The following is a 22,216-nucleotide window of genomic DNA, read 5'->3' as shown; positions in this document are numbered from 1 at the left end:
TTTTTAATAGTTGCTTCATTTTCAGTTTTGTCATAATAATAGAAAAAGGAGATTGATAGTTTTGAATATTTTATCAAAGGATATGAAATATGAAGAAATCACGCAAAGTATCATTGCAAACGAAAATAGTAAGCTTAATTATTACGTTAATTTTATTTGTCGTTCTCCTATTAGCAGGAATATTTGTTTACATTCAGTCCGTTGATACGAAACGTCAAGTGGAACAGCTAGCACTGCAAACGGCTAAATCTCTTTCTTTTATGCCAGCTATAAAAGATGCTTTTCAATATAACGAACATAAAAGTAGCATTCAATCCATTGCGGAACAAGTTCGTGAGCAAGCTGGTGCAGATACTGTCATTATAGAAGATCGCTTTGGGGTGACGTATTCCCATTCTAATTCGGAGTTAATTGGCACAAAGAGTAACAATCCATATAACTATGAAGCACTCACTTTTGGTGGTTATTATACGCTCGAAGGAAATGGTACAAGCGGTCCAGCTTTAATGGCGAAAGCACCCATTATTGTTCATAACGAAGACTACGATCAAGTAGTAGGCGTTGTAACAGTAGAGTTTTCAATAAAAGGTATCGAATATAACATATTAAGCAGAACGAAAGAAATTATCCTCTTTTCCTTAGGTGTATTACTAGCTGGAATCATTGGTGGCATTCTTTTAGCACGTAGTATTCGTAAAGATACACTCGGTTTAGAGCCGAATGAAATCGCAGCGCTATACCGGGAACGAAGTGCAATACTACTATCTATAAAAGAAGGAATTATCGCCATTGATCAAAATGGCCTTATCACGATGATGAACACCTCGGCAGAAGAAATGCTGCATGTACATGATGATTATATGCAGCGGCACATTTCAAAAGTTTTACCAGAATTTCATATGGAGAGAGTACTAGAAAACGATCAAGAAATCGCGTTTCAAGATAAAGTGTTTATTTTAAATAGGACACCAATACTCGAAAATAACAGTACGGTAGGCGTTGTATGTAGTTTTAGAGATAAAACAGAACTGCAAAACTTAGTGAACACAATATCTGAGGTAAGAAAGTATTCAGAGGACTTACGTGCTCAAACGCATGAATTTACAAATAAACTTTTTGTTTTATCAGGATTACTTCAGTTAGGGCATTACAAAGAAGCGATTGAATTTATCCAGCAAGAATCTAACATTCATCAAAGCCAAAACCACATTTTATTCCATCAAATTCACGATGCGAAAGTACAAGCTATTTTATTAGGAAAAATCGGAACAGCGTCTGAGAAGAAAATTGATTTTCATATTGAAGGAGATAGTGCGCTTCATCCGTTACCAGACCATATAAAAGTTTCGCACCTTATTACAATCCTTGGAAACATAATCGACAATGCATTTGATGCGGTGAGTGAACGAGAGGAGAAGAATGTTTCTTTCTTTGTTACGGATATTGGGCATGACATTGTGTTTGAAGTGATAGATAGCGGGATAGGGATACCAGAAGAAAAAATAACGACCATTTTTCAAAAAGGTTTTTCAACGAAAGGAAATGATCGTGGTTACGGACTAGCAAACGTGAAAGAAAAGGTAGATCTACTAGGGGGAACAATTGAAATTCAAAACGAGAAAAATGGGGGAGCTATTTTTACAATTTACCTTCCGAAAACATTGAGAGAAAGTACATGACAAACAGGGGGATGGGCATATGTTGAAGGTTGCAATTGCAGAAGATGATTTCCGCGTCGCGCAAATTCAAGAGGAGTTTTTATCGAAAATAAAAGACGTAAAAGTGATTGGAAAAGCATTGAACGCAAAAGAAACGATGGAACTACTACAAAGGGAAGAAATCGATTTACTTCTATTAGATAATTACTTACCAGACGGAATCGGAACAGACTTATTACCGAAAATTCATGCTGACTTTCCAAACGTTGACGTCATTATGGTTACTGCGGCAAATGAAAACCATATGCTAGAAAAAGCAATTCGAAATGGTGTAAGTAACTACCTTATAAAACCGGTCACGTTAGAAAAATTCGTTCGCACAATTGAAGACTATAAAAGAAAGAAACAATTATTACATAGTAACAATGAAGTGAATCAAGCACTCATCGATAACTTCTTCGGTACTTCGCAAACACAAGATATAAAAAACTTACCGACAGGCGTTGATCCGTTAACACTGCAAAAAGTAAAGGGGATTATAAAAGGATTCGAAGAGGGCATTACAATAGAAGAAATGGGAGAACAAATGGGAGCCTCCAGAACAACCGCAAGAAGATACTTAGAATACTTAGTAGCGACCGGCGAATGCACAGTAGAATACACATACGGCATTATCGGACGACCAGAACGAAAGTACCGAATAGGACGAGGACTATGAAAAAACGATTATTACTATGTATATGGATCATGACAGGAGTAATAGCTGGTTGTTCCTCGGAAAAATCCCATACGAATAAAGTGAACATAGACAAAGTAGAAATCGTTGCGCCAAACGTTCAAGGAGCAGGGTGGGACTTAACAGCGCGAGCGATGCAAAAAACGCTCACAGAAGAAAAAATCTTCACAAAACCAATCACAGTCACAAACAAAGTAGGTGGCAGCGGTGACGTCGGATGGAAATATACGAAACAAAAAGGCGGTCACGTACTGGCGATTAACTCAAGCTTACTCATAACGAACAACCTACTAGGTCACAGTAAACTAACATATAAAGACTTCACGCCGCTCGCAACACTTGCATCGGACTGGGAAGTCGTTGTCGTATCAAAAGAATCAAACATAGAAAACGCAAACGAACTAATGGAACAACTAAAACAAAATAAGAAAAACTTCAAAATCGGCGTTGCCCCAGGCCTAGGAAACGACGATCACCTATCATTCGTACAAGTAAGCAAAGCATTCGGCATAAACCCTGCCGAACTACAATTCTTCGTCTACGAAAACAAAGAAAAAATAATAAACGCCCTAACGAACAAACAAATCAGCGCTGCAACCATGACCCTATCCGAAGCCGAAAAACAATACAAAGCCGGCAAAATAAAAATACTAGCCGTATCCGCACCAAAACGCCTAGACCGACTACCAGAGATCCCAACGTGGAAAGAACAAGGAATCAACGTCATCTTCCAGCACTGGAAAGGCATTATGGGCCCGAAAGATATGACAGAGGAAGAGGTTGCTTATTGGAATGGTGTTATTAAGAGGATGGTGGAGAGTGATAGTTGGAAGGGGATTTTGAGGGAGCGGGGTTGGAATTCTTATTATAAGGATAGTGGGGAGAGTAGGTTGTTGTTGGAGCAATGTGATTTTAGGTATGAGGAAATGCTGAAAAAAGAGAATTAAGAGGGAAGTATTCAATCGGGCTTTATTTTTGTAGTTACTTCTATATAATATAAAAGAGATGAGAGTGTTAGGCTAATGACATTAAAAGGGCTAGATAGGGTTAGATAAAATCTAGCTTACTGATTAAAAATATATTAGTCGTTAAAAGATATACAAGGCATTTTTCAGTCTATAAAGTGTGGAAACATAAAGTATAGAGTTTCTGTGAGATTTAAGGAGGACATAATGAAAAAAAATATTTATGTTGTTGGAGCAGTAATTGTCCAAGATGAGAAAATTTTATGTGCACAAAGAGGGCCATCTAAATCGCTACCTCTTATGTGGGAATTTCCAGGTGGGAAAATAGAAGAGGGAGAAACACCTCAAGAGGCGTTAAAGCGTGAAATTGATGAAGAAATGCATTGTAGCGTGCAGATTGGTGAGCAAATTGATTATACAGCCTATGAGTATGATTTTGGTATTGTTCATTTGAAAACTTTCTATTGTAAACTTGTTGAAGGAAGTCCGGTTCTAACTGAGCACGTAGCAATTAAATGGTTATATCCGAATGAACTAGCAGCTTTAGAATGGGCACCTGCGGATATCCCAACTATTGAGAAATTATCAAAAGAATCGCTTGTAAAGTAATTTGATTAAAAACTATTCGTTTTATGCGGATAGTTTTTTTATTGTAATAAATTTGCACTTTAAATCAGTGAGTAATACAATTAGTATAAAAATTTGTCATAAATGGTGATCATATGGAGAATTTCATTCAAAAGTTAGAAGGGTCTTTATATAAAGGATTTATTAATCAAAAACATAATCATCCTGGAATATATAAGCCTAAATTATTAGTAAACAATACGAAGAAAAATGAAAATGTTTTAAGCTCATTGCTGGAAGAGCTTGAAAATAGTACAGCCTTTATTTTTTCGGTGGCTTTTATTACGGAAAGTGGGCTAGCGACTTTAAAGTCACATTTCCTTGATCTTAAACAAAAAGGGATTAAAGGACGTATATTAACATCTACATTTTTAAATTTTAATACACCAAAAGTGTTTAGAGAATTAATGAAACTTGAAAATGTAGAAGTAAGATTAACAAACTTATCTGGTTTTCATTCAAAGGGGTACATATTTGATAATAAAACACATTGTTCATTAATTGTCGGTAGTTCAAATCTGACTGCGCATGCTTTGAAGGTAAACTATGAATGGAACGTCAAGTTAACATCGCATGAAGATGGAGAGATAGTACAGCATTTTAAAAAACAATTTGAAGAAGTCTGGAGAAATTCCCAAATTTTAACTGAAGAGTTGATTGCAAATTACGAAACAATATATGAACAAGTTGCAGAAAATAAGTTGCTAGATCGAGTTATAGAATTACCTGGTCAATATCATAATGCAATTGAAGAAGCGTTGAAAATTACGCCAAATAAAATGCAACAAGCTGCATTAAAAGAAATACAAGCTATTCGAGACGCTGGAGAAGCAAAAGGCTTAGTCATTTCCGCAACAGGAACGGGGAAGACATATCTTTCAGCATTTGATGTTAGAAATTTTGCACCTAAACGGATGCTGTTTATTGTTCACCGAGAGCAAATATTAAATAAAGCAAAATCAGATTTTCAAAAGGTTCTTGGCGGAGCCGATGAGGATTTTGGGATTTTATCAGGATCAAATAAGCAAGTGCATGCTAAATATTTATTTGCGACGATCCAAACTATTTCAAAAGAGGCCACTTTACACCAATTTGATCCTGAGCTATTCGATTATATTTTAATAGATGAAGTTCATAAAGCTGGTGCTAGTTCTTATCATAGGGTTATTGATTATTTTAAACCGAAATTTTTAATGGGAATGACTGCTACACCTGAACGTACAGACAACTTTAATATTTATGAGCTATTTGACTACAATATTGCTTATGAAATTCGTTTGCAAGAAGCACTTGAAGAAGATATGCTTTGTCCTTTTCATTATTTCGGAGTTACTGATTTTGAATATAATGGTGAAAAGATAGATGACACAACTGCTTTATCTAAACTTGTTACGGAAGAGCGAGTGGATCATGTAGTTGAAAAAGTAAAATACTATGGTTATTCTGGTGAGAAAGTAACAGGATTAATGTTTTGCAGCCGAAAAGATGAGGCAGAACAATTATCATATGCCTTAAATAATAGAGGTTTTCGCACATTTGCATTAACCGGTGATCATTCCCAAGAGGAAAGAGAACTGCGAGTGAATCAATTAGAAAATGGCATACTGGATTATATTCTAACGGTAGATATTTTTAATGAAGGAATTGATATTCCAAGTGTGAACCAAGTTGTTATGTTGAGACAAACTCAATCAAGTATTATCTTTATACAGCAACTGGGGCGTGGACTTCGAAAACACGACTCGAAAGATTTTGTTACAATCATTGATTTTATTGGAAATTATAAAAACAACTATTTAATTCCAATCGCCCTTTCAGGAGATAGATCACAAAATAAAGACAATATACGTAGATATACAAATGATACGAGTTATATTAAAGGTATTTCAACAGTTAACTTTGAAGAGATAGCGAAAAAGCAAATTTTTAAAGCGATTAATAATAGTAATTTAACAGCAATGAAAGTATTAAAGGAAGCTTTTGCTGAGTTGAAAAATAGAATAGGAAGAACTCCATATCTATATGACTTTATAGTAAACCATTCTATTGATCCAGTTGTACTGGCAGAAGGATATTCGAACTATTATCAGTTCTTATTGAAAATGAAAGAAGATGTCCCTGCCTTAACAGAGTACGAAAATAAAGTTTTAACGATGTTTTCATTGGAAGTATTGAATGGAAAACGTAAAAACGAAATTGTTTTATTAGAATTGTTACTAAAGCAAGAAAAAGTTGATAAAGATGAGTATATAAAGCAACTTGAAGAATCTAATTGCTTAACAGATGATGATACGATTACTTCTGTACAACGAATTTTTGAATTAGAATTTTTCTTGCAAAACAGCCAAAAGAAATATGGAGAAAAGCCAATTCTCTCTTTACAGGACGATAAGGCGTATATGTTTAATGATTCTATCCGAAAAAGCTTAGAACAAAATGAATACTTTAAGCGTATGGTTATGGACATTATTAAAAGTGCAAGGGAAAAGAGCAAAAACTATGAGTGTGATAGTAACCTTACTGTATATAAAAAATACTCAAGAAAAGATGTTTGTAAACTTTTAAATTGGCATAATGATGAGAGCTCAACTATGTATGGTTATAAGACAAAGTACTATACTTGTCCAATATTTATCACATACCATAAAAATGATGAGGTAGAATCCAGTGTGGACTATGGTGATGAATTCCTTAATCAAGATGTTCTTAAATGGTATACAAGAAGTAATAGAACATTAAAATCAAAGGAAGTTCAAACAATTATTGATGCTAAAGAAAATAATATTGACGTCCATATTTTTGTGAAAAAAGATGATGACGAGGGAAGCGACTTTTACTATTTAGGAAAAGCGAGACCTGATAAAGCAAGTGTAGAACAAACTGAAATGCAAGATAAAAATGGAAAAGAACTACCGGTTGTTACGATGAACATGATTATGGAGAAATCGATGGATAATAAGCTTTATGATTATTTAAAGGATGGTAATGTTTTGTAGGTAGAGTAAGTTTTTAATACCAGCATGTCCTTAAAATGATTAAAGAGCAGTAGTAAATAAGGCTGTATCAAAATGGCATCGGGGGATGCTTGCTTTTGATATGGCCTTATTTATTAGAAAATAAAAAGAGGATATGACGATGATTAGAGAGCATTATTAGTGAATTAGAACGATATTTACAAATTCCAAACAGGAGTGCTTACTAAGCTGGTGGTTGTAAATCTTGCTCCTTTAGAAGTGTTGCACCTTTCGCATAATAATTGGAAATTTGAAGCGTCATTACTACCGTATACATCTAGCGGGATAATGTGGTCGAGATGTATAGTATTCTGTGTTCTTACTAAATTAGAAAGGTCACATCGACAAATTGATATGTTCCCTTTAAGGTAGACAGATTAAAAAATAAAAACTTGTCTACCTTAAAGTTTTTTTCTATGTCAAAAACCCATACTCTATGAAGTTTAAAAAGGAAGTGTTACTTGCTTATAAAACAGGAGAACGTATACTCCAATAAATCTGTTCAAAGTATAAAATTAAGATAGGATCGTTAAAAGAATGGATGCAGCGATGTGAAAGGATATAAGGAAGGGAAATCCAACTCATCATGATGTTCCAGTTACCGTGAAAGAATTTCTCCATTTAATACAGGAGATAACAAACTATTTTGATACACCTCAAAGCGATATAGAGGATATCATCAAAAAATTCTGAACTCCATTATTCGAATTCCCATGCCAACCTACAACAAACTAATCCGAAACAAAATCCCACAAATAATAAAAACCAATGGAAAAACACCCATAACAAGAATTCTACCCGAAGACGAATACATAAAAGAACTCTGAAAAAAAACACAAGAAGAACTAACCGAATACCTAGAAGTAAAAACAAAACCCTACAAACTCGAAGAACTATTAAACCTCCTAAAACTAATAAACCCCCTAACCAAACACGAAGGCACAACACTAAAAGAAATCAACAACATCCGTAAAAAGAAAGCAGAAGAACGAGGCGGCTTCTCAGATCGAATCTTCCTAATCGAAGTAACCGATAAATAGCCCCTCCTAAGCCCCTTACAAGCCCCTACCAAGTAATAAATCACTAAGAAAAAACATAACAAAACAAAAACACCAACAAACACCGTAGTAGTAGGAGTCGAAAAAAATTTTGAAATAACACGCCAAAAACCCTGCCATCCTCCCATATATATTATGAAGAGGTTTTTACTTTTGAACGGAGACGGGAGGAATTAGGATGGCGGTGTATCGTACTGTGCAGGTGAATTTTTGGCAGGATGATTTTGTTTTGGATTTGACGCCGGAGGAGCGGTATTTTTATGTTTATTTGTTAACTTGTTCGAAGACGACGCAGTGTGGGATTTTTCCTTTTCCGAAGCGGTTAGCTGAGATGGAGACGGGTTATAATCGAGAGACTGTTGATAAGCTTGTGCAGCGCTTCATTGATTATGGGAAGATTCTTTATGATGCGGATACTCGGGAGTTATTCGTTTTAAATTGGCTTCGTTATAATCCGGTGACGAATACGAATGTGGAGAAGTGTGTGCTTCGTGAGCTTAAGGGTGTGAAGAATAAGGAGTTTGTACATATGTTTCTTCAGAAGTGCGTTGAGGAAGAGCTGAATGTTCCGATGCTTTTAGCGCATTTCGGCATGCCGAGTGATTTGGCTGTGGATGATGTCGAGCCAGTTTGCGAGGAGACAGAGGAAGAAGAGGTTATAGAGGAGGAAACGGGACGTCGCGTGTTTTCTTTTTATGAGGAGCATTTCGGTAGTTTGTCTCCGCATACTGTGGAGGAACTGAGTGCGTGGATGGAAGATTTGTCAGAGGAGCTTGTGCTGAAGGCTCTTCAAATTGCGTTTGAGAATAATAAGCGGACGGTTGCTTATGTGAAGGGGATTTTGAGAGGGTGGCACGGGAAAGGATTTACGAAAGTGTGTGAGGTTGAGGCGGATACGGCGAGCTTTCGGAAGAAGGAGTCGTCTGTTAGTACGGGGGAGACGGAGGAGTTTTTGGCGAGGTGTGAGGAGTGGGAGAAGAATGCGCCGTCTGAGGAAGAGTTGCAGCGCTTTTTAGCGGAGCGCGGGTGGCGGCCATGAGTATTCAAAATGTGGAGGCGGAAAAGACGGTGTTAGGTTCTCTATTAATTGATGGAGAGCTTATTAAGGAGTGCCGTTTGACGGAGCAGTATTTTTCTCTGTCAGTGCACAAGTCTATATTTCAGTTAATGCGGAAAATGGAAGAAGAGGGGCAACCGATTGATCTTGTGACGTTCATTTCTAGGGTAGATCCGAAGTTTTTAGAGGGGATCGGGGGAATGGAGTATTTTATAGGGTTAATGGATGGTGTGCCTACAACTGCCAACTTCTCTTATTATGAGGGGCTTGTTCGAGGTGCCTGGAAAATGTATCAGGCGGGTGTTCTCGGGCACAAAATGGGGGAGCGTCTTATTGCGGAGAAGAATGAGAAAATTATTGGTGAGACGATTACGGCACTTTGTGAGTTAGAGGAAAAGGACTGTGTATGTGAGTTTGATTTGAAGGATGCGCTAGTTGATTTATATGAAGAGCTTCATCAAGATGCGAAAGAGATTACTGGTATTGAGACTGGTTATACATCGCTAAATAAAATGACGTGCGGATTGCAGGATGGTGATTTTGTTGTCCTTGGTGCGCGACCTTCTATGGGGAAGACTGCGTTTGCGCTAAATGTTGGACTGCATGCGGCGAAATCTGGAGCGGCGGTAGGATTATTTTCATTAGAGATGAGTAGTAAGCAATTGTTAAAAAGGGTGGCGTCTTGCGTAGGCGAGGTGTCAGGAGGTAGGCTGAAAAATCCGAAGCATCGTTTCGCGATAGAGGACTGGGAAAAGGTGAGTAAGGCGTTTGCGGAAATCGGGGAATTACCGCTTGAAATTTATGATAACGTAGGCATTTCGGTGCAAGATATTTGGATGCAAACTCGTAAGTTAAAGAGGAAGAACGGTGATAAGAAGGTTTTAGTCATTGTAGATTACTTGCAGCTTATTACGGGTGATCCGAAGCATAGGGGCAATCGATTTCAAGAGATTAGTGAAATTTCGCGTAAGCTTAAGGTATTGGCTCGCGAATTAAATGTTTGTGTAGTCGCGTTGTCGCAATTATCTCGTTCGGTAGAAGCACGGCAAGATAAGCGACCTCTTTTATCTGACTTAAGAGAGACTGGGCAAATTGAGCAAGATGCGGATGTCATTATGCTTATGTATCGTGAGGATTATTATGATAAGGAAACGGTGCAGAAAGAGATGACGGAGATTCATGTGGCGAAGCACCGGAATGGGCCTGTTGGTAGTTTTAAGCTGAGATTTTTGAAGGAGTTTGGGCGGTTTGTGGAGGTTGGATGATAAAATAGAAGAAGGTATATAAAAAAGTAAAGGAGTGGTTACAGATGACAAAAGTAGGTCGTTTATATGAACAAGAGAAGCAAGAAGAAATTGATAAAGCACTTTCGGCAGCTGGAATGCTCTTTAAAGGAATGAGTGTAGAAGAAATAGCTAAAAAATTAGATGTAACAATTGAAAAGGTGAAAGAGTGGGAGAAGCGTTTATCCGATTAAAAGGGGTGATATTCAGTGTTGCTCTTTTTTTTATTATCCATGACATAATATGACAAATTTTGGGTGGGTTATTTGCTAAGATAGGCTTGGAAATCTTACATTATAGTTAATAGGGGGATTTGAAATGTTAAAAAAACTAGGGGTATTGGTTTTAGGAAGTGCTGTAGCATTAAGTTTAGTGGCATGTGATGATGCTACTAAGGAAGCTTCTAATGAGAAAAAAGAAGAGCCGAAGCAAGAAACGAAGAAAGAAAATAAAGAAAGTAAAAAGAAAATTTCAGCAGCTGACGTAGAAGCTATTAAAGTAGGTGATTCTTTAACTGGTGCGGGTGGGGAGAAATACGAAGATGTGGTCGCAAAGTTTGGAGAGCCGGATAATAAAGCGGAGTCTCAAGCTGGGGATATTAAAATGATTATTGCTAGCTGGACAAAGAATATTAATGGTGACCTTGGAGCGAATTTTAATGTTACATTTACTGAAAAAGATGGGCAAAAACTTGCTACGAGTAAAGCACAAATGGGAATGAAATAAAGGAAGGATAGGGGATTCAAAATGAAACGTACAACAGAATTTGTATTAGGACTTATTGGTGGTATTTTCGGTATTTTATGTGCATTTATTGCTTTATTTATAGGTGGAGTCGCTTCTGCTATGGAGGCAGAAGGAGCGAGTAATGTAATTGGTTTAGGTTGGGCAGCGGTCGCATTATCAATTCTAGGTATCGTTGGATCAGTTATGGTAAAAAGTAAAGCAAAAGTGGGCGGGGCTATGATGACAATTGCTGCAATTGGAGGATTCATTTGTATTTCTTTCATTTATATTTTACCTGCAGTTTTACTATTAATCGGTGGGCTAATGGGAATGTTTCGTAAAGAGAAAGTGGCAGTGTCTGCATAAATCAACATGTTAAAAATAGCCGACTATTATATAATAGTCGGCTATTTTTATAAGGAGAAGTTGTTAGGTTTAATACGCAAATTTTTTGATTTGCTCTTCAATATACTTCTTATTTCCCCATAAAGAAAGATCGTCTCTCTGCAGTGATCCATTGCTCCAAGTCGTCTTGGCTACGTCGGACAAGTCGATTCACTAAAACGTCATGCCATACATAATCCTCAAGTAAGTATATATGAACGGGGTCATCTGTATAAAAAGCAATATTACGCTCTTCAATTGATGGTCCATAAATCATCTCTTTAGAATCTATCGATACAATAAACCAATGTTCTGTAGAGAGGGTTTCTGTATAAGGTGTGATACGATGAGCTTCTAGATTTTTAATTGGATTTTCAACATGTAAGGTAATACCTTGTACTGAAACTTTATCAGCTACCTCACATAGTTCCTCTTTTAACGCTTCATACATCTCATCCCACATTGAAATGACAATACGTTGTTCTGCTTTTTTTATTAATGCCTGACAATAGCTAATGATTGTTTTGTTGTCTTTTAAAGTAATCACTCGATTATCCGTTTTTTCCTCGGAAGTTTCGAGTTTTTTTAATGAATCACTGATTCCTTCATAAGTAGAATGCCATTCTGATTGAGCTTTCTGTAAAAAGATTTCAACAGGTAGAGGTGAATAGCGAGTGGTGTCATTTATTTCTTCCTTCATGACAATTCCTTTTTCTACAAGGTTACCTAAAATCTCATAAATTCGCGCTCTTGGGACACCCGAATCCTTACTCACTTGGTAGGCTGTGACAGGCCCTTGTTTAACAAGAGATACATAAGATTTAGCTTCATATTCATTGAAACCAATTTTTTTAAGCTGTTGCACTATGTAGTCCACTTTTTTCGTCCTCCGATGTTTGCTTTTATCCCGCTTTAACGGGCAGTAAGACCCCCACCTCAAAATTCAGCGGAAGCAAAGAAGTTAGGTGGGAATCAACTGCCCGTAAAAGCCCGATTGGTTCAACGTTACAATAACTCTTTACATTTAGCAAATTGGTAGTTACTATTACAATAGTGACTAAAGGGGAGGCTACTAGTATGGATTTTTATTTAGACCCATCCGTATTAATGATTTTGATTGTTTTTGGATTTGTAGCTGCATTTATTGATTCAGTTGTAGGTGGTGGTGGACTCATTGCTTTACCAGCTTTATTATTTACAGGACTGAATCCAGCAAGTGCAGTAGCTACGAATAAACTAGCATCGACAATGGGAAGTGCAACTAGTAATATTGTGTTTTATCGTTCTGGTAATCTTGATTTGAAATCGGCGTTTAAATTATTTCCAATCACTTTCATAGGTTCCATAATAGGGGCATGGACCGTTCATTTAATGAATCCAGAAGTACTGAAGCTATTAATGCTGATCATGCTTGGTGTGGTCGCTATTTATACGATATTCAAGAAGGATTGGGGAAGTATTTCCACTCATAAAAAATTGTCTGGTCGACACGTCATTATTTTTACCTTTTTTATTTTTGCTATTGGTTTTTATGATGGATTTCTAGGGCCTGGCACAGGTTCGTTTTTAATGTTTTCTCTTTTATTTATTGGGTATGATTTTTTAAAAGCAGCAGGTACTGCGAAGTTTCTTAATTTAGGAAGTAATGTTGGTGCATTGTTGATGTTTATGTACGTAGGGCAAGTAAACTATGTGTATGGCTTCATAATGGGGATTGCTCAAATTGCTGGAGGAATTGTCGGCTCCAAATTCGCTATAAAAAAAGGAAGTGGGTATGTTCGTGCTCTTTTCATTACAGTAACTTGTTTATTGTTAGCGAAAAATCTGTATGACTATATTCAGTAAGTAATCAAAGGATGTAGAAAAGGTCAAATATGTAGATTACATAAAATATAAGAAGACACTAGGGGAAATTCCTTTTAACATTTTTCAGATGCTATTTATTCAAAGATAGCATCTGAAAAATTTTCATTAAAAAAGAAAATTTAAGTGAAGAGAATAAAAATAATATAAACTCATATTTTCTATATAAAATTTCATTTGTTTTGTTTACATAATATCTTTACAATCATTTGCTAAAATATATGTAACTGCATATTGTGAGGGTGGGTGGTTATCCCTTCTTTCCATTTGGAAGGAAAGGGGGTAATAATATGGAGTTTTTGTTTGACCTTGTAAAAGAATTTGTAAAAGCGACTGTACGTGAAGTTTCAGCGTATTTTTTGCGGAAGCAACTTCTGGATAAGGACAACAAAAAAACCACTCCGCGCCGTAGGAAGCAAAAGGGTGGGTTTCGTAAAAAGAAATAGCTTATAATAACTACCACCCATACGGTAGCAGTTAGGGAAGAGATGTTAGCGCATCTCTTCTTTTTATTATATGCCAATTTATTCGCTGTCACACTTATATAATATTCTACCGAAAATATATCATACTCCTACTTTATGGTCAATTTGATTCCATGATTGAAAAGGTGTAGTCTTATTCTTTTTCAAACTGAAAAATATCCTGGTTAATAAGTTGGTGAAGATACCTATCCATTTCAGCAGCAGAAACTTTTCTTTCATTTTTAAACCACCATGCGCTTAATGAGGTGATTGCCCCTGAATAAAATTCAATGATTAAATCATTTGGCATCGTATGATTTTTGCGCAGTTGATGTAACGCTTCTATTTCTTGTTTTCTCGTTTCGTGACTTAAATACTGTGTCCGGTTAATGAATTGTTCATCAGACATTTGCGTTTCTAATATTTTACCGATTTCTTCATGGTGTAGGAATTGTTCCATTACTTGAAATGGTTTACTTAATCGATCTGAAACTGGTATTTCAGCAATCATCTTGCTATATCGTTTAAATCCAAATGCTAATAAAGCATCTTTATCTTCGAAGTGTTTATAAAAGGTTGTTCGGTGTACCATTGCGCGGTCACATATTTGGTTAATCGTGATCGTACTATATTTCTGTTTTGATTGCGTCATTAATTCAAATAAGGAATCCCACAGTAATTTATGTGTACGTCTAATACGTAAATCAAGTTGTTTTTCATTATCGTTCATCTACAATTCTCCTTTTTTGTAGATTAAATATACAGTGGCTGAAAATTGATTCTCCCTTTTTAATCTACATATGTATATTATATTACATGTGTTCCGGTGTATTTAAAGTTTTTTAAGTAAGAAACAGGAGGAGAATTTGTAAATGAATATGACAACTAAGAGCCCAGCAAGTGGCAAAGTTGATACTTCTAATTTGAAACATACCCCCATTTTAATTGCGTTACTTTTAGGAGCAATGGTTGCGTTATTAAACGAAACGTTACTTGGTAATGCGTTAACCGTATTAATGAAAGAATTTGGTGTAACAGCTTCAACAATTCAATGGCTTTCTACAGCTTACATGTTAGTAGTTGGTGTTTTAGTCCCAATTACAGCGTTACTTCAACAATGGCTCACAACGAGGCAAATGTTTTTGATCGCTATGGTAACGTTTTTAGTCGGTACATTAATTGCGGGATTCGCACCGACATTTTCCGTTTTATTAATTGGCCGTATCGTCCAAGCTGTAGCGACGGGGTTAATTACACCGTTATTAATGAATACGATTTTAATCATTTGTACACCTGAAAAACGTGGTGCGACAATGGGATTAATCGCACTCGTGATGATGGCAGCTCCGGCAATTGGCCCTACATTATCTGGAGTAATTGTGGATTCATTAAATTGGCGCTGGTTATTCTATATTGTTATTCCTATCGTGATCATTTCCATTATGATTGGGATGAAGTACATTCAAAATGTTTCAGAGTTAACAAGACCAAAAGTAGATTACCCATCAATCCTTTTATCGACACTCGGATTTGGCGGACTTGTGTATAGCTTTAGTGCATCAGGTGATTTAGGATGGTCTGATACGAAAGTGTATGGCGCTTTACTTGTTGGATTTATCTCATTATGTATTTTTGTCGTCCGACAATTAAAAATTGAGAATCCAATTTTAGAATTACGCGCATTTAAAGTTCCGATGTTTACATTATCAGTTGGATTAATCGTCATTGTGATGATGTCGTTATTTTCAACGATGACTTTATTACCGATGTTCCTGCAAACAGTTTTACTCGTTACAGCTTTTAAATCAGGAATCATCATGCTTCCGGGAAGTGTTATTAGCGCCATAATGGGGCCAATCGCAGGTAAACTATTTGATAAATTTAGTCCGAAAGTTATTATCGTTCCCGGTATTGTCTTAGTAGGAATTGCAATGTTCTTGTTTAAAGGTATTACTCCTGATACATCAATGGTACAAATTATTGTTATGCATAGCGTATTAATGGTTGGACTCATGTTTGTTATGACAGCACAAACATACGGTTTAAATCAATTAACACCAGATCTATATCCGCACGGAACAGCACTGTTTAGCACACTGCAACAAGTAGCTGGCGCAATTGGTACGGCTATCTTTATTTCGAAAATGTCTTCAGGAACAACTAGCTATATGGAAAGCTCCGCAAACCCACTGGACCCAGTGGAGAAGTTAAACGGTTTAACATCCGGATTCCAAGGTGCATTTACACTAGGGTTAGTCTTTATCATTGTTGCATTTATCGTCTCGTTGTTTTTAAAAGAAGAGAAACAGGGAGTAACGGCAGCGAGGGTTTTACAGAACGAGAATTAAGGTTTATATAAAAAGACATCTTTCCCTAAAAAAGATGTCTTTTTTATATTTTTTTCGTAACACTTGTTTTTGATGTCTTAATACATAAGAATTGGTATGTAAAATATTTGTATTTTTTGAACATGAATAATTATTGAGAATAACGATGCAAAGCTGTGCTAATAACTAAAAGTCCAATAATGAGAGAAAGTGTTCTTATAATAAGTTCTGCCACTAATAGTTCACCAAATGATTTAGTGACATCGTATATAGATCCTGTTATGAGAATAGGTGCGATCATAATTATAATTCCAATTATCATTTGAAGAAGTAGATTGATGTTTTTATTCAATACAATCACCTCCAAAAAAATAGGGAATGAGAATATGGTTTTTTTGTATTATAAAATGATTATATCGTATTACATTAGACGATGAGAATATTTTTAAATAGTAGAAATTAGAGACTCTTCAATAAAAAGGAATTAAATATGGTATTCTTTAGTTAATGTATGTAAACGAAGACGGGGGAAGTGAAGATGGATAAGAAGCTAACGTATTGGCTAGCATCTATTATAGGGGGAGTAGTACTTGCAACTGGTATGACTTATGGAATATTACAGTTTGCTGAAGTCCCGCTTAAGGGTGAGGACCATGTTTTTGCAGAGGTTAATAAAGAAGACATACTATCGAATGAAGCAGAAGTGAAAGGTTCAAATGCACAACTTCACATTACAGTAACTTCTACTGAAGAAGAAGTTATTTCAGCTATGCATAGCATGACTCATCAAAAAGTAAAAGCGTGTGAAGGAAAGGGAGCAACCCCTATGTCCAAAAAGAATGCAGAGAAAGTAAGAAATATTCTAAACGGGAACAATTTCAAGAACAAAGAAGAGCTATTAGCAATTACTGAAAGATGGGCAAATAGAGATTTTAGTAAAATTGTAGAAGAACATAACTATTTTATTAAACTTCAAGGTGGCGTGATAGGTGAAGCTACAGTGATGGATAAGGTAGACGAGCAAGTATTCTGTCTCAATACTTTCGGTGATGATGTAACGGCCGCATTAATTAAATCAGGAGATCTTCAAGCGCTGTAAGGTGTTTTTTCTCTGATATAAAGAAAGCCTCAAGTATTCATATACTTGAGGCTTTTCCAATGGAAAGATAGGAATGGTCCGAATTCTTTACATTAAGAACAAAGTGGAATTACTCCTAAACCAATTAATAAAGCTGCAGCAACTGCTGGAATTGGTACAGGAATTTGAATACCTTCTACAAATAAGAAATATTGACCACTTACTATTTTAAAACAAACTAATTGCATGGCTATCCCTCCCTTCTTTTAGGATTAATACATTATATTAACTTATCTATATATTGATATAGTTAAATTATTTATTTTTAAAAATATAGTTAATATGTGAATAGTTTTCGAAAGGACCTGCTCAATCAATGCGGAAAAACATAAGATGAAACGAATCCATTAAAATACATGAGTGAACCTTAGTTTTCCCCTCTTATCTAAAGGAGGAACTATTATGGGTTATGGTGGTAGTTGTGGCGGTTGTGGCTTTTCTGGAGGCTTTGCTTTATTAGTTGTGTTATTCATTTTATTAATCATCGTTGGAGCTTCTTGCTTCTGCTAAAAACTATTGGAAAAGACACTCATATAGAGTGTCTTTTCTTTCGTGCAAAATGATTCCTGACAATAGCCAACTGTATAAAGTATACGGTATACCTTTTCTTTATTAGGCATGTAGAATTGTAATAATTACATTAACACCGGGAGATACAAGAGCTTTCTTATTTGAGGATGTTCAAGTATTACTGTCTCAAATGCTACTACAGCTAACGCTTTACTGATTCCATTATTTATCCAACAAACAACATATATTTGTTGTGATAAATCAAATTCATATTACTGTGAGAATAGTGACTATGGTTAGTATTAGTTATTAAAGAGAGCTTTGGCTCTTTTTTTATTTTCTTTCGACATAATATGACAATATATGAATTAACAGTTTGGTATTATTATCTAGAAATCTTACATTTATCTACAAATTATTATTGTATTTTTAGATTTTTAAATGTAAAATATTTCAATGTAAATACATACCATTTAGGGGGATAAAGAAATTTATGAAAAAATTATTAGCTTCAGCAACAGCGGTAACACTATTAACAGTGGGGTACAGTTCTTCTGCATTTGCAGCTAAGAGTCCTAATGATACAAAAAACTGTGGCCATTTTAAAAGTCAACAAGATGCTCAAGCATTCTGGGATCAAAATGGATATGGTGTTGGAAATGATCCACACCGTTTAGATAATGATAAAGACGGCATTCCATGTGAAGATTATAAATATCCAAAGAGCACAAATACTACAACAGAAAATAAAGAAACTACTAAACCTCAAGAACAACCTAAACAAGAAAATACTAAACAGGAAAACACTAAACAAGAACCTGTTAAACAAGAAAACACTAAGCAAGAGAATTCAAAACAAAATAACCAAACAACAAATCATAAACAAGAACAAACTAAGCCTCAAACAACTGCAAAAGAAACAAAGAAAAATACTAATACAGTTGTGAAAAAAGAAACAAAAAAACAAGGTGAAAAATTACCTAATACAGCATCAAACGGTGTTACAATGATGTTAGCAAGCTTAGGATTAGCATTAGCTGGTTCTGTATTAATGTTCCGTCGTAAAAAGACAAACGCATAAAATAGTTCCTTAAAACGGCAGGAGAAATCCTGTCGTTTTCAAATGGAGTGATAAAAGTGAATAAAAAACAATGGATAGGCTTATGTTTAACTGTTATTGGACTTACTATCTTTTCCTATTATTTTCTAGAATGGTATAGTGCTAGACAATCAGCAGAGTCGTTAACAACTAACGAGGCTAAACAATATGAGACCTCCACACCTTCTAAAGAAAATGAAACGCAAAACATCAATCAAATAGAGACAGAGATAAAGACTGACACTTCATTACAAGAAAAACCTGTACAAATTCCTGCTTCAAAGGTAAACCATCAGTTAGGAGATAAAGTAGCATATTTAATTATCCCTAAAATACAAAAGAAATACTCTATATATTGGGGAGCTGATGATAAAGTACTAAAAAAGGGTGTAGGTATGTTTGTTAGTGACTTAACTACTACACCATCTGGAAATGGTCATACAGTTTTAAGTGGACATAGAGATACTGTTTTTACCGAGCTTGGTCAATTAAAGGAAAATGACCAACTTATCGTGGAATATGAAAATAAAACATATACATATGAAATTAACAAGCATTGGATAACAGATTCAGAAGATCGAACAGTTATTGTAGAAAAAAGTGAGCCAACATTAACATTAACAACTTGTTATCCTTTTGACTATATAGGAGACGCTCCAGATCGGTACATAATTGAAGCATCTCTACTTTCCATTCATTGAGGATGGAAAGTCCAATACACATTAGTAAAATTAAAGTGGTTATCTAGTCGGAGAAAGGCACCTTAGGGTGTCTTTTTTTATGTAAATAAGCTGCTCATATGGAAAGTTTATTATAGTTTTTTGTTTAGCGTGATTTTTTTTCGGAATATTGGCGGCATGTCATGCTCATCAAGCCAACAGAACAGGTTGCTCCCAGAAGTTTTTATACAGAATAACATCAAAAAATACGTCTTGAACAAGCATTAAAAAAGACAGCTGAGGCAAGTAATCCTTTTGGAATCTTTTTAAGAGAAAATGATAAACTGATCGGAGACATTTCATTAACTCAAATTGTTAGGGGAGACCTCCAAAGCTGTTATACAGGATTTACTTTAGATAAGGAGCATAATGCTAAGGGCTATACAATAGAGGCTCTTCAACTTGTTGTAGATTTCGCTTTTAGGAAATTAAAGCTACATAGAATGGAAGCAGGAGCAATGCTTGATAATATAGCATCTATTCGTGTATTAGAAAAAGTCCTACATAAGGGGACTTTTTCTAATACATATAGATTAAAATAATAATAGAAATTTTTTATTTTTTTCCACAACTATTAATTAAATCATATTGTTTAGAAATCATTTCATTTCGAATTTGATTGAGATGTTTATTTAATGTTTCTTTTATTGCACTACCTGTTTTGCTTTCAAAACTTTTGTTTAATTCAATTCCTTGTTCAGATAAACTTTTGCATACATCATGAAATGCTTCTTTGTTTTTTTGAATGGCATGTTTTTGGCTTGCTACTATGCTATTTGTTTTGAATGCTACATCAGTTTTTAAAAGTGATTGTTGCAATTCTTTTTCTAATTGCTTTTTAACAGCTTGCAACTCATCTATAATAGTTCCAACTGCACCAACTGTAGCTTTCTCTATTTCTTTCTCTATTTTTTGAATTTCCCCTATAAAATCCGTCATATTATCTCGCCACCAGTCCTTCAAAATTGGTTCCTAATTGATTATCTTTATCTCGTAATGAATTAGCTGCATAAGCAATGTCATCTCCAAAATGAATCAATTCTTTTTGTTTTTTCCGTAAAAGATGAATTAGTTCTTCTGCTAGTTGTACATCATGAAAATAGTCTCTTCCGTTTTGGGATATTTTTGCAACCTCTCTAATTGCTTCATCTACTTCATGTTCTTCTAACAGATGATATTTTCCTCCAGGGCCTGTCTCATGCTTCAATTGACTCTTTAATTTCGCAACTTCCTCTTCTTCTTGTTGTTGAAATCTTTCTATATTTCTAATAATATCAGATAATATATCGCTTATTTTTTGTATCTCTTTTGCATGACGAATGATATCATCTGGTTCTAATTCTAGTCGAACACTACCATTATTGTGGAACATTTCTAGAAATGTTGACATTGGATGTTGTCCCATAAATACAGCCGCGAGAATACTATCTGTTCCATTACTTTTCGTTGTAAATTGTTTACCAATCATAGGTGCTCCAAATTGATTGAAATTTCCTACAGCATCTTCTTTATGAGTATAATCTACTACTTTATTTTCCATTACGCCTTCATCTACTCGTTTTTTTGCTTTATCACTTAGTAATCTATAAATATTTGGTGCAGCATATGTTGTTGCATAACAATTCATTTCTGCTGCTACATATTGAGCCTCCGCAGCACCTTTACTATGTCCGGTAGTGTGAATAGATGTAGGATTATATTTTTTCTTAATTTTTTCTGTAAATTCTAATGCACTATCAAATGATGTCGGAGCTTTTCCGCCTGCTACACCAAGGTTCTTTTTCTGTCCAAGTGTAATTTGAACTATATCTGTGGTTTTATCTCCATCGAATCTATCAAATTCAGTACCACGGAATGCAATGATTACATCGTCATACTGTTTTTTACCAGGCTTATACTTATCTGCAGGTACTACAGCGATTGCTTGTAATCCATTTTTTACTTTTGTTTTATCTGCATCAAATGTTTCTATAACTTTCCATTCTTTCCCGTTACTTCCTGTTATTACTTTTTTCTTTTTTAAAACTTCGGGATCATAAACTTTATCTGATAACTCGAAATAATCTTCATCTGTCGCAATTGGATTTTTTTTTAATTCATTCATATGTCTCAACTCATTTCATGGTATATTTTAACTATATTCAAATACAAGGGGATTTTTAATGAAAAAGAAATTGGTGATTTTTTTATCCATTATTTGTATTATAGCAGGAGGGTATTTTACTATGGAATACTTAAAACAAAAAGAAAAAGAAGAACAATTTTGGAAAGTACAAGAGGCACGAGTAGAAAAGTATATTTATTATAATATTGAAGATGTAAAATCTATTACGTTTATAGAAAAGGGTGTAAGTCCTATGGGAGTCCCTAAATTAAAAGGTTATATAAACAATAATAAAGAATTAGATTTTATAGCTAGTATAAGTACAACTAAAAACTTTGAAAATAAATTTACGCGTTCTGGAGAATTAGATGAAATGATAAAAAAACCTGCAAAATCTGTATCTGAAATCGAAAAAGAAGAGAAAGAAAAAAAACAAGAGTAGTCTTTGCACTACTCTTATTTTCTGTATCCCATTTTAAGAAGA

Annotated in this window: 25 protein-coding genes and 3 pseudogenes; 21 read left to right on the top strand and 7 right to left on the bottom strand. The window is 35.1% G+C overall.

Going from position 1 to position 22,216, the window contains the following annotated elements:
• Nucleotides 1-89: 89 nt before the first annotated feature.
• The 5 genes from N2V92_RS02615 (at nucleotide 90) to N2V92_RS02595 (ending at nucleotide 6,982) form a co-directional block, all read left to right on the top strand.
• Nucleotides 90-1,679: an ATP-binding protein gene (locus N2V92_RS02615; RefSeq protein ID WP_000749664.1), complete on the top strand. Its 1,590-nt coding sequence runs from the start codon at nucleotides 90-92 to the stop codon at nucleotides 1,677-1,679.
• A 19-nt stretch (nucleotides 1,680-1,698) separates the two neighbouring features.
• Nucleotides 1,699-2,376, top strand: coding sequence for a response regulator (locus N2V92_RS02610; RefSeq protein WP_000921553.1), 678 nt, complete (start codon nucleotides 1,699-1,701; stop codon nucleotides 2,374-2,376).
• Nucleotides 2,373-3,341, top strand: coding sequence for a tripartite tricarboxylate transporter substrate binding protein (locus N2V92_RS02605; RefSeq protein WP_042597224.1), 969 nt, complete (start codon nucleotides 2,373-2,375; stop codon nucleotides 3,339-3,341). The genes N2V92_RS02610 and N2V92_RS02605 overlap by 4 nt, the downstream gene beginning before the upstream one ends.
• 225 nt (nucleotides 3,342-3,566) lie before the next feature.
• On the top strand, nucleotides 3,567-3,968 hold the full coding sequence (locus N2V92_RS02600; RefSeq protein WP_000739609.1) for a (deoxy)nucleoside triphosphate pyrophosphohydrolase: 402 nt from the start codon (nucleotides 3,567-3,569) through the stop codon (nucleotides 3,966-3,968).
• 113 nt (nucleotides 3,969-4,081) lie between these two features.
• Nucleotides 4,082-6,982, top strand: coding sequence for a DUF3427 domain-containing protein (locus N2V92_RS02595; RefSeq protein ID WP_016078023.1), 2,901 nt, complete (start codon nucleotides 4,082-4,084; stop codon nucleotides 6,980-6,982).
• A gap of 176 nt (nucleotides 6,983-7,158) precedes the next feature.
• On the opposite strand, the gene N2V92_RS02590 is transcribed toward N2V92_RS02595, so the two are convergent.
• Nucleotides 7,159-7,350, bottom strand: a complete 192-nt coding sequence (locus tag N2V92_RS02590) for an HNH endonuclease (RefSeq protein ID WP_223697815.1) — start codon at nucleotides 7,348-7,350, stop codon at nucleotides 7,159-7,161.
• Between the two features lie 223 nt (nucleotides 7,351-7,573).
• Here N2V92_RS02590 and N2V92_RS29970 point away from each other — a divergent pair.
• The 7 genes and pseudogenes from N2V92_RS29970 to N2V92_RS02560 all read left to right on the top strand — a co-directional run.
• Nucleotides 7,574-7,690: pseudogene (locus tag N2V92_RS29970) on the top strand (MerR family transcriptional regulator); the annotation flags it as partial.
• 23 nt (nucleotides 7,691-7,713) lie between these two features.
• Nucleotides 7,714-8,040, top strand: a pseudogene (locus N2V92_RS02585) (nucleoside triphosphate pyrophosphohydrolase).
• A 196-nt stretch (nucleotides 8,041-8,236) separates the two neighbouring features.
• Nucleotides 8,237-9,097, top strand: a complete 861-nt coding sequence (locus N2V92_RS02580; RefSeq protein WP_000312179.1) for a DnaD domain-containing protein — start codon at nucleotides 8,237-8,239, stop codon at nucleotides 9,095-9,097.
• Nucleotides 9,094-10,380: a replicative DNA helicase gene (gene dnaB, locus N2V92_RS02575; protein ID WP_016078022.1), complete on the top strand. Its 1,287-nt coding sequence runs from the start codon at nucleotides 9,094-9,096 to the stop codon at nucleotides 10,378-10,380. Before N2V92_RS02580 ends, dnaB begins: the two co-directional genes overlap by 4 nt.
• 44 nt (nucleotides 10,381-10,424) lie before the next feature.
• Nucleotides 10,425-10,592, top strand: coding sequence for a hypothetical protein (locus tag N2V92_RS02570; protein WP_016078021.1), 168 nt, complete (start codon nucleotides 10,425-10,427; stop codon nucleotides 10,590-10,592).
• Between the two features lie 124 nt (nucleotides 10,593-10,716).
• Entirely contained in the window at nucleotides 10,717-11,124 is a 408-nt protein-coding gene (locus tag N2V92_RS02565; protein ID WP_016078020.1) for a DUF3862 domain-containing protein, read from the top strand.
• A 21-nt stretch (nucleotides 11,125-11,145) separates the two neighbouring features.
• Nucleotides 11,146-11,490 carry a DUF4064 domain-containing protein gene (locus tag N2V92_RS02560; RefSeq protein WP_000831855.1) on the top strand — a complete coding sequence of 115 codons (345 nt, stop codon included), beginning with the start codon at nucleotides 11,146-11,148 and terminating at the stop codon, nucleotides 11,488-11,490.
• A gap of 109 nt (nucleotides 11,491-11,599) precedes the next feature.
• Here the strand turns inward: N2V92_RS02560 and N2V92_RS02555 are convergent, their stop codons facing one another.
• Nucleotides 11,600-12,385, bottom strand: a complete 786-nt coding sequence (locus N2V92_RS02555; RefSeq protein WP_016078019.1) for a TrmB family transcriptional regulator — start codon at nucleotides 12,383-12,385, stop codon at nucleotides 11,600-11,602.
• Between the two features lie 200 nt (nucleotides 12,386-12,585).
• Between N2V92_RS02555 and N2V92_RS02550 the strand changes: the two genes are divergently transcribed.
• Together N2V92_RS02550 and N2V92_RS02545 are read left to right on the top strand one after the other, a co-directional pair.
• A complete protein-coding gene (locus N2V92_RS02550; RefSeq protein ID WP_016078018.1) occupies nucleotides 12,586-13,353 on the top strand; it encodes a TSUP family transporter in 768 nt (255 codons plus the stop codon).
• 308 nt (nucleotides 13,354-13,661) lie between these two features.
• Nucleotides 13,662-13,817, top strand: coding sequence for a hypothetical protein (locus N2V92_RS02545; protein ID WP_016078017.1), 156 nt, complete (start codon nucleotides 13,662-13,664; stop codon nucleotides 13,815-13,817).
• 172 nt (nucleotides 13,818-13,989) lie between these two features.
• Here N2V92_RS02545 and N2V92_RS02540 read toward each other — a convergent pair whose 3' ends face one another.
• The gene (locus N2V92_RS02540) at nucleotides 13,990-14,565 is read right to left on the bottom strand and encodes a TetR/AcrR family transcriptional regulator (RefSeq protein WP_000999304.1); all 576 of its coding nucleotides are present in this window, start codon (nucleotides 14,563-14,565) and stop codon (nucleotides 13,990-13,992) included.
• Between the two features lie 142 nt (nucleotides 14,566-14,707).
• Between N2V92_RS02540 and N2V92_RS02535 the strand changes: the two genes are divergently transcribed.
• Entirely contained in the window at nucleotides 14,708-16,183 is a 1,476-nt protein-coding gene (locus N2V92_RS02535; protein WP_016078016.1) for an MDR family MFS transporter, read from the top strand.
• 130 nt (nucleotides 16,184-16,313) lie between these two features.
• On the opposite strand, the gene N2V92_RS02530 is transcribed toward N2V92_RS02535, so the two are convergent.
• Nucleotides 16,314-16,514: a hypothetical protein gene (locus N2V92_RS02530; protein WP_033668908.1), complete on the bottom strand. Its 201-nt coding sequence runs from the start codon at nucleotides 16,512-16,514 to the stop codon at nucleotides 16,314-16,316.
• Nucleotides 16,515-16,700: 186 nt separating this feature from the next.
• Between N2V92_RS02530 and N2V92_RS02525 the strand changes: the two genes are divergently transcribed.
• Entirely contained in the window at nucleotides 16,701-17,261 is a 561-nt protein-coding gene (locus tag N2V92_RS02525) for a PRK06770 family protein (protein WP_016078015.1), read from the top strand.
• A gap of 92 nt (nucleotides 17,262-17,353) precedes the next feature.
• Here the strand turns inward: N2V92_RS02525 and N2V92_RS02520 are convergent, their stop codons facing one another.
• Complete coding sequence (locus N2V92_RS02520) at nucleotides 17,354-17,488, bottom strand: hypothetical protein (protein WP_001177693.1); 135 nt, start codon at nucleotides 17,486-17,488, stop codon at nucleotides 17,354-17,356.
• Nucleotides 17,489-17,702: 214 nt separating this feature from the next.
• Between N2V92_RS02520 and N2V92_RS02515 the strand changes: the two genes are divergently transcribed.
• The 4 genes and pseudogenes from N2V92_RS02515 to N2V92_RS02500 form a co-directional block, all read left to right on the top strand.
• The gene (locus N2V92_RS02515) at nucleotides 17,703-17,810 is read left to right on the top strand and encodes a YjcZ family sporulation protein (RefSeq protein ID WP_000540375.1); all 108 of its coding nucleotides are present in this window, start codon (nucleotides 17,703-17,705) and stop codon (nucleotides 17,808-17,810) included.
• 493 nt (nucleotides 17,811-18,303) lie between these two features.
• Entirely contained in the window at nucleotides 18,304-18,891 is a 588-nt protein-coding gene (locus N2V92_RS02510) for an excalibur calcium-binding domain-containing protein (protein WP_000734532.1), read from the top strand.
• Between the two features lie 56 nt (nucleotides 18,892-18,947).
• Nucleotides 18,948-19,610 carry a class D sortase gene (locus N2V92_RS02505; RefSeq protein WP_001036100.1) on the top strand — a complete coding sequence of 221 codons (663 nt, stop codon included), beginning with the start codon at nucleotides 18,948-18,950 and terminating at the stop codon, nucleotides 19,608-19,610.
• A gap of 191 nt (nucleotides 19,611-19,801) precedes the next feature.
• Nucleotides 19,802-20,170 (top strand): annotated as a pseudogene (locus N2V92_RS02500) (GNAT family N-acetyltransferase); the annotation flags it as partial.
• 13 nt (nucleotides 20,171-20,183) lie between these two features.
• On the opposite strand, the gene N2V92_RS02495 reads toward N2V92_RS02500, so the two are convergent.
• Together N2V92_RS02495 and N2V92_RS02490 are read right to left on the bottom strand one after the other, a co-directional pair.
• Nucleotides 20,184-20,567 carry a hypothetical protein gene (locus N2V92_RS02495; RefSeq protein ID WP_000129120.1) on the bottom strand — a complete coding sequence of 128 codons (384 nt, stop codon included), beginning with the start codon at nucleotides 20,565-20,567 and terminating at the stop codon, nucleotides 20,184-20,186.
• A gap of 1 nt (nucleotide 20,568) precedes the next feature.
• On the bottom strand, nucleotides 20,569-21,732 hold the full coding sequence (locus N2V92_RS02490; protein ID WP_016078014.1) for a hypothetical protein: 1,164 nt from the start codon (nucleotides 21,730-21,732) through the stop codon (nucleotides 20,569-20,571).
• 58 nt (nucleotides 21,733-21,790) lie between these two features.
• Here N2V92_RS02490 and N2V92_RS02485 point away from each other — a divergent pair, with 58 nt between their 5' ends.
• Nucleotides 21,791-22,174, top strand: a complete 384-nt coding sequence (locus N2V92_RS02485; RefSeq protein WP_000728326.1) for a DUF1433 domain-containing protein — start codon at nucleotides 21,791-21,793, stop codon at nucleotides 22,172-22,174.
• Nucleotides 22,175-22,216 lie beyond the last annotated feature (42 nt).

The organism is Bacillus sp. CH_48 (assembly GCF_038008465.1).
GTDB lineage: Bacteria > Bacillota > Bacilli > Bacillales > Bacillaceae_G > Bacillus_A > Bacillus_A thuringiensis_S.
Note: the sequence above shows the minus strand (reverse complement) of the source record. Positions and strands in the feature narration are given on the sequence as shown.

What these genes read in the sequence shown, in the direction of transcription:
- N2V92_RS02615 (WP_000749664.1), top strand. Translation starts at nt 90, where the DNA reads ATGAAGAAATCACGCAAAGTATCATTGCAAACGAAAATAGTAAGCTTA.
- N2V92_RS02610 (WP_000921553.1), top strand. Translation starts at nt 1,699, where the DNA reads ATGTTGAAGGTTGCAATTGCAGAAGATGATTTCCGCGTCGCGCAAATT.
- N2V92_RS02605 (WP_042597224.1), top strand. Translation starts at nt 2,373, where the DNA reads ATGAAAAAACGATTATTACTATGTATATGGATCATGACAGGAGTAATA.
- N2V92_RS02600 (WP_000739609.1), top strand. Translation starts at nt 3,567, where the DNA reads ATGAAAAAAAATATTTATGTTGTTGGAGCAGTAATTGTCCAAGATGAG.
- N2V92_RS02595 (WP_016078023.1), top strand. Translation starts at nt 4,082, where the DNA reads ATGGAGAATTTCATTCAAAAGTTAGAAGGGTCTTTATATAAAGGATTT.
- N2V92_RS02580 (WP_000312179.1), top strand. Translation starts at nt 8,237, where the DNA reads ATGGCGGTGTATCGTACTGTGCAGGTGAATTTTTGGCAGGATGATTTT.
- dnaB (WP_016078022.1), top strand. Translation starts at nt 9,094, where the DNA reads ATGAGTATTCAAAATGTGGAGGCGGAAAAGACGGTGTTAGGTTCTCTA.
- N2V92_RS02570 (WP_016078021.1), top strand. Translation starts at nt 10,425, where the DNA reads ATGACAAAAGTAGGTCGTTTATATGAACAAGAGAAGCAAGAAGAAATT.
- N2V92_RS02565 (WP_016078020.1), top strand. Translation starts at nt 10,717, where the DNA reads ATGTTAAAAAAACTAGGGGTATTGGTTTTAGGAAGTGCTGTAGCATTA.
- N2V92_RS02560 (WP_000831855.1), top strand. Translation starts at nt 11,146, where the DNA reads ATGAAACGTACAACAGAATTTGTATTAGGACTTATTGGTGGTATTTTC.
- N2V92_RS02550 (WP_016078018.1), top strand. Translation starts at nt 12,586, where the DNA reads ATGGATTTTTATTTAGACCCATCCGTATTAATGATTTTGATTGTTTTT.
- N2V92_RS02545 (WP_016078017.1), top strand. Translation starts at nt 13,662, where the DNA reads ATGGAGTTTTTGTTTGACCTTGTAAAAGAATTTGTAAAAGCGACTGTA.
- N2V92_RS02540 (WP_000999304.1), bottom strand. Translation starts at nt 14,565, where the DNA reads ATGAACGATAATGAAAAACAACTTGATTTACGTATTAGACGTACACAT.
- N2V92_RS02535 (WP_016078016.1), top strand. Translation starts at nt 14,708, where the DNA reads ATGAATATGACAACTAAGAGCCCAGCAAGTGGCAAAGTTGATACTTCT.
- N2V92_RS02525 (WP_016078015.1), top strand. Translation starts at nt 16,701, where the DNA reads ATGGATAAGAAGCTAACGTATTGGCTAGCATCTATTATAGGGGGAGTA.
- N2V92_RS02520 (WP_001177693.1), bottom strand. Translation starts at nt 17,488, where the DNA reads ATGCAATTAGTTTGTTTTAAAATAGTAAGTGGTCAATATTTCTTATTT.
- N2V92_RS02515 (WP_000540375.1), top strand. Translation starts at nt 17,703, where the DNA reads ATGGGTTATGGTGGTAGTTGTGGCGGTTGTGGCTTTTCTGGAGGCTTT.
- N2V92_RS02510 (WP_000734532.1), top strand. Translation starts at nt 18,304, where the DNA reads ATGAAAAAATTATTAGCTTCAGCAACAGCGGTAACACTATTAACAGTG.
- N2V92_RS02495 (WP_000129120.1), bottom strand. Translation starts at nt 20,567, where the DNA reads ATGACGGATTTTATAGGGGAAATTCAAAAAATAGAGAAAGAAATAGAG.
- N2V92_RS02490 (WP_016078014.1), bottom strand. Translation starts at nt 21,732, where the DNA reads ATGAATGAATTAAAAAAAAATCCAATTGCGACAGATGAAGATTATTTC.
- N2V92_RS02485 (WP_000728326.1), top strand. Translation starts at nt 21,791, where the DNA reads ATGAAAAAGAAATTGGTGATTTTTTTATCCATTATTTGTATTATAGCA.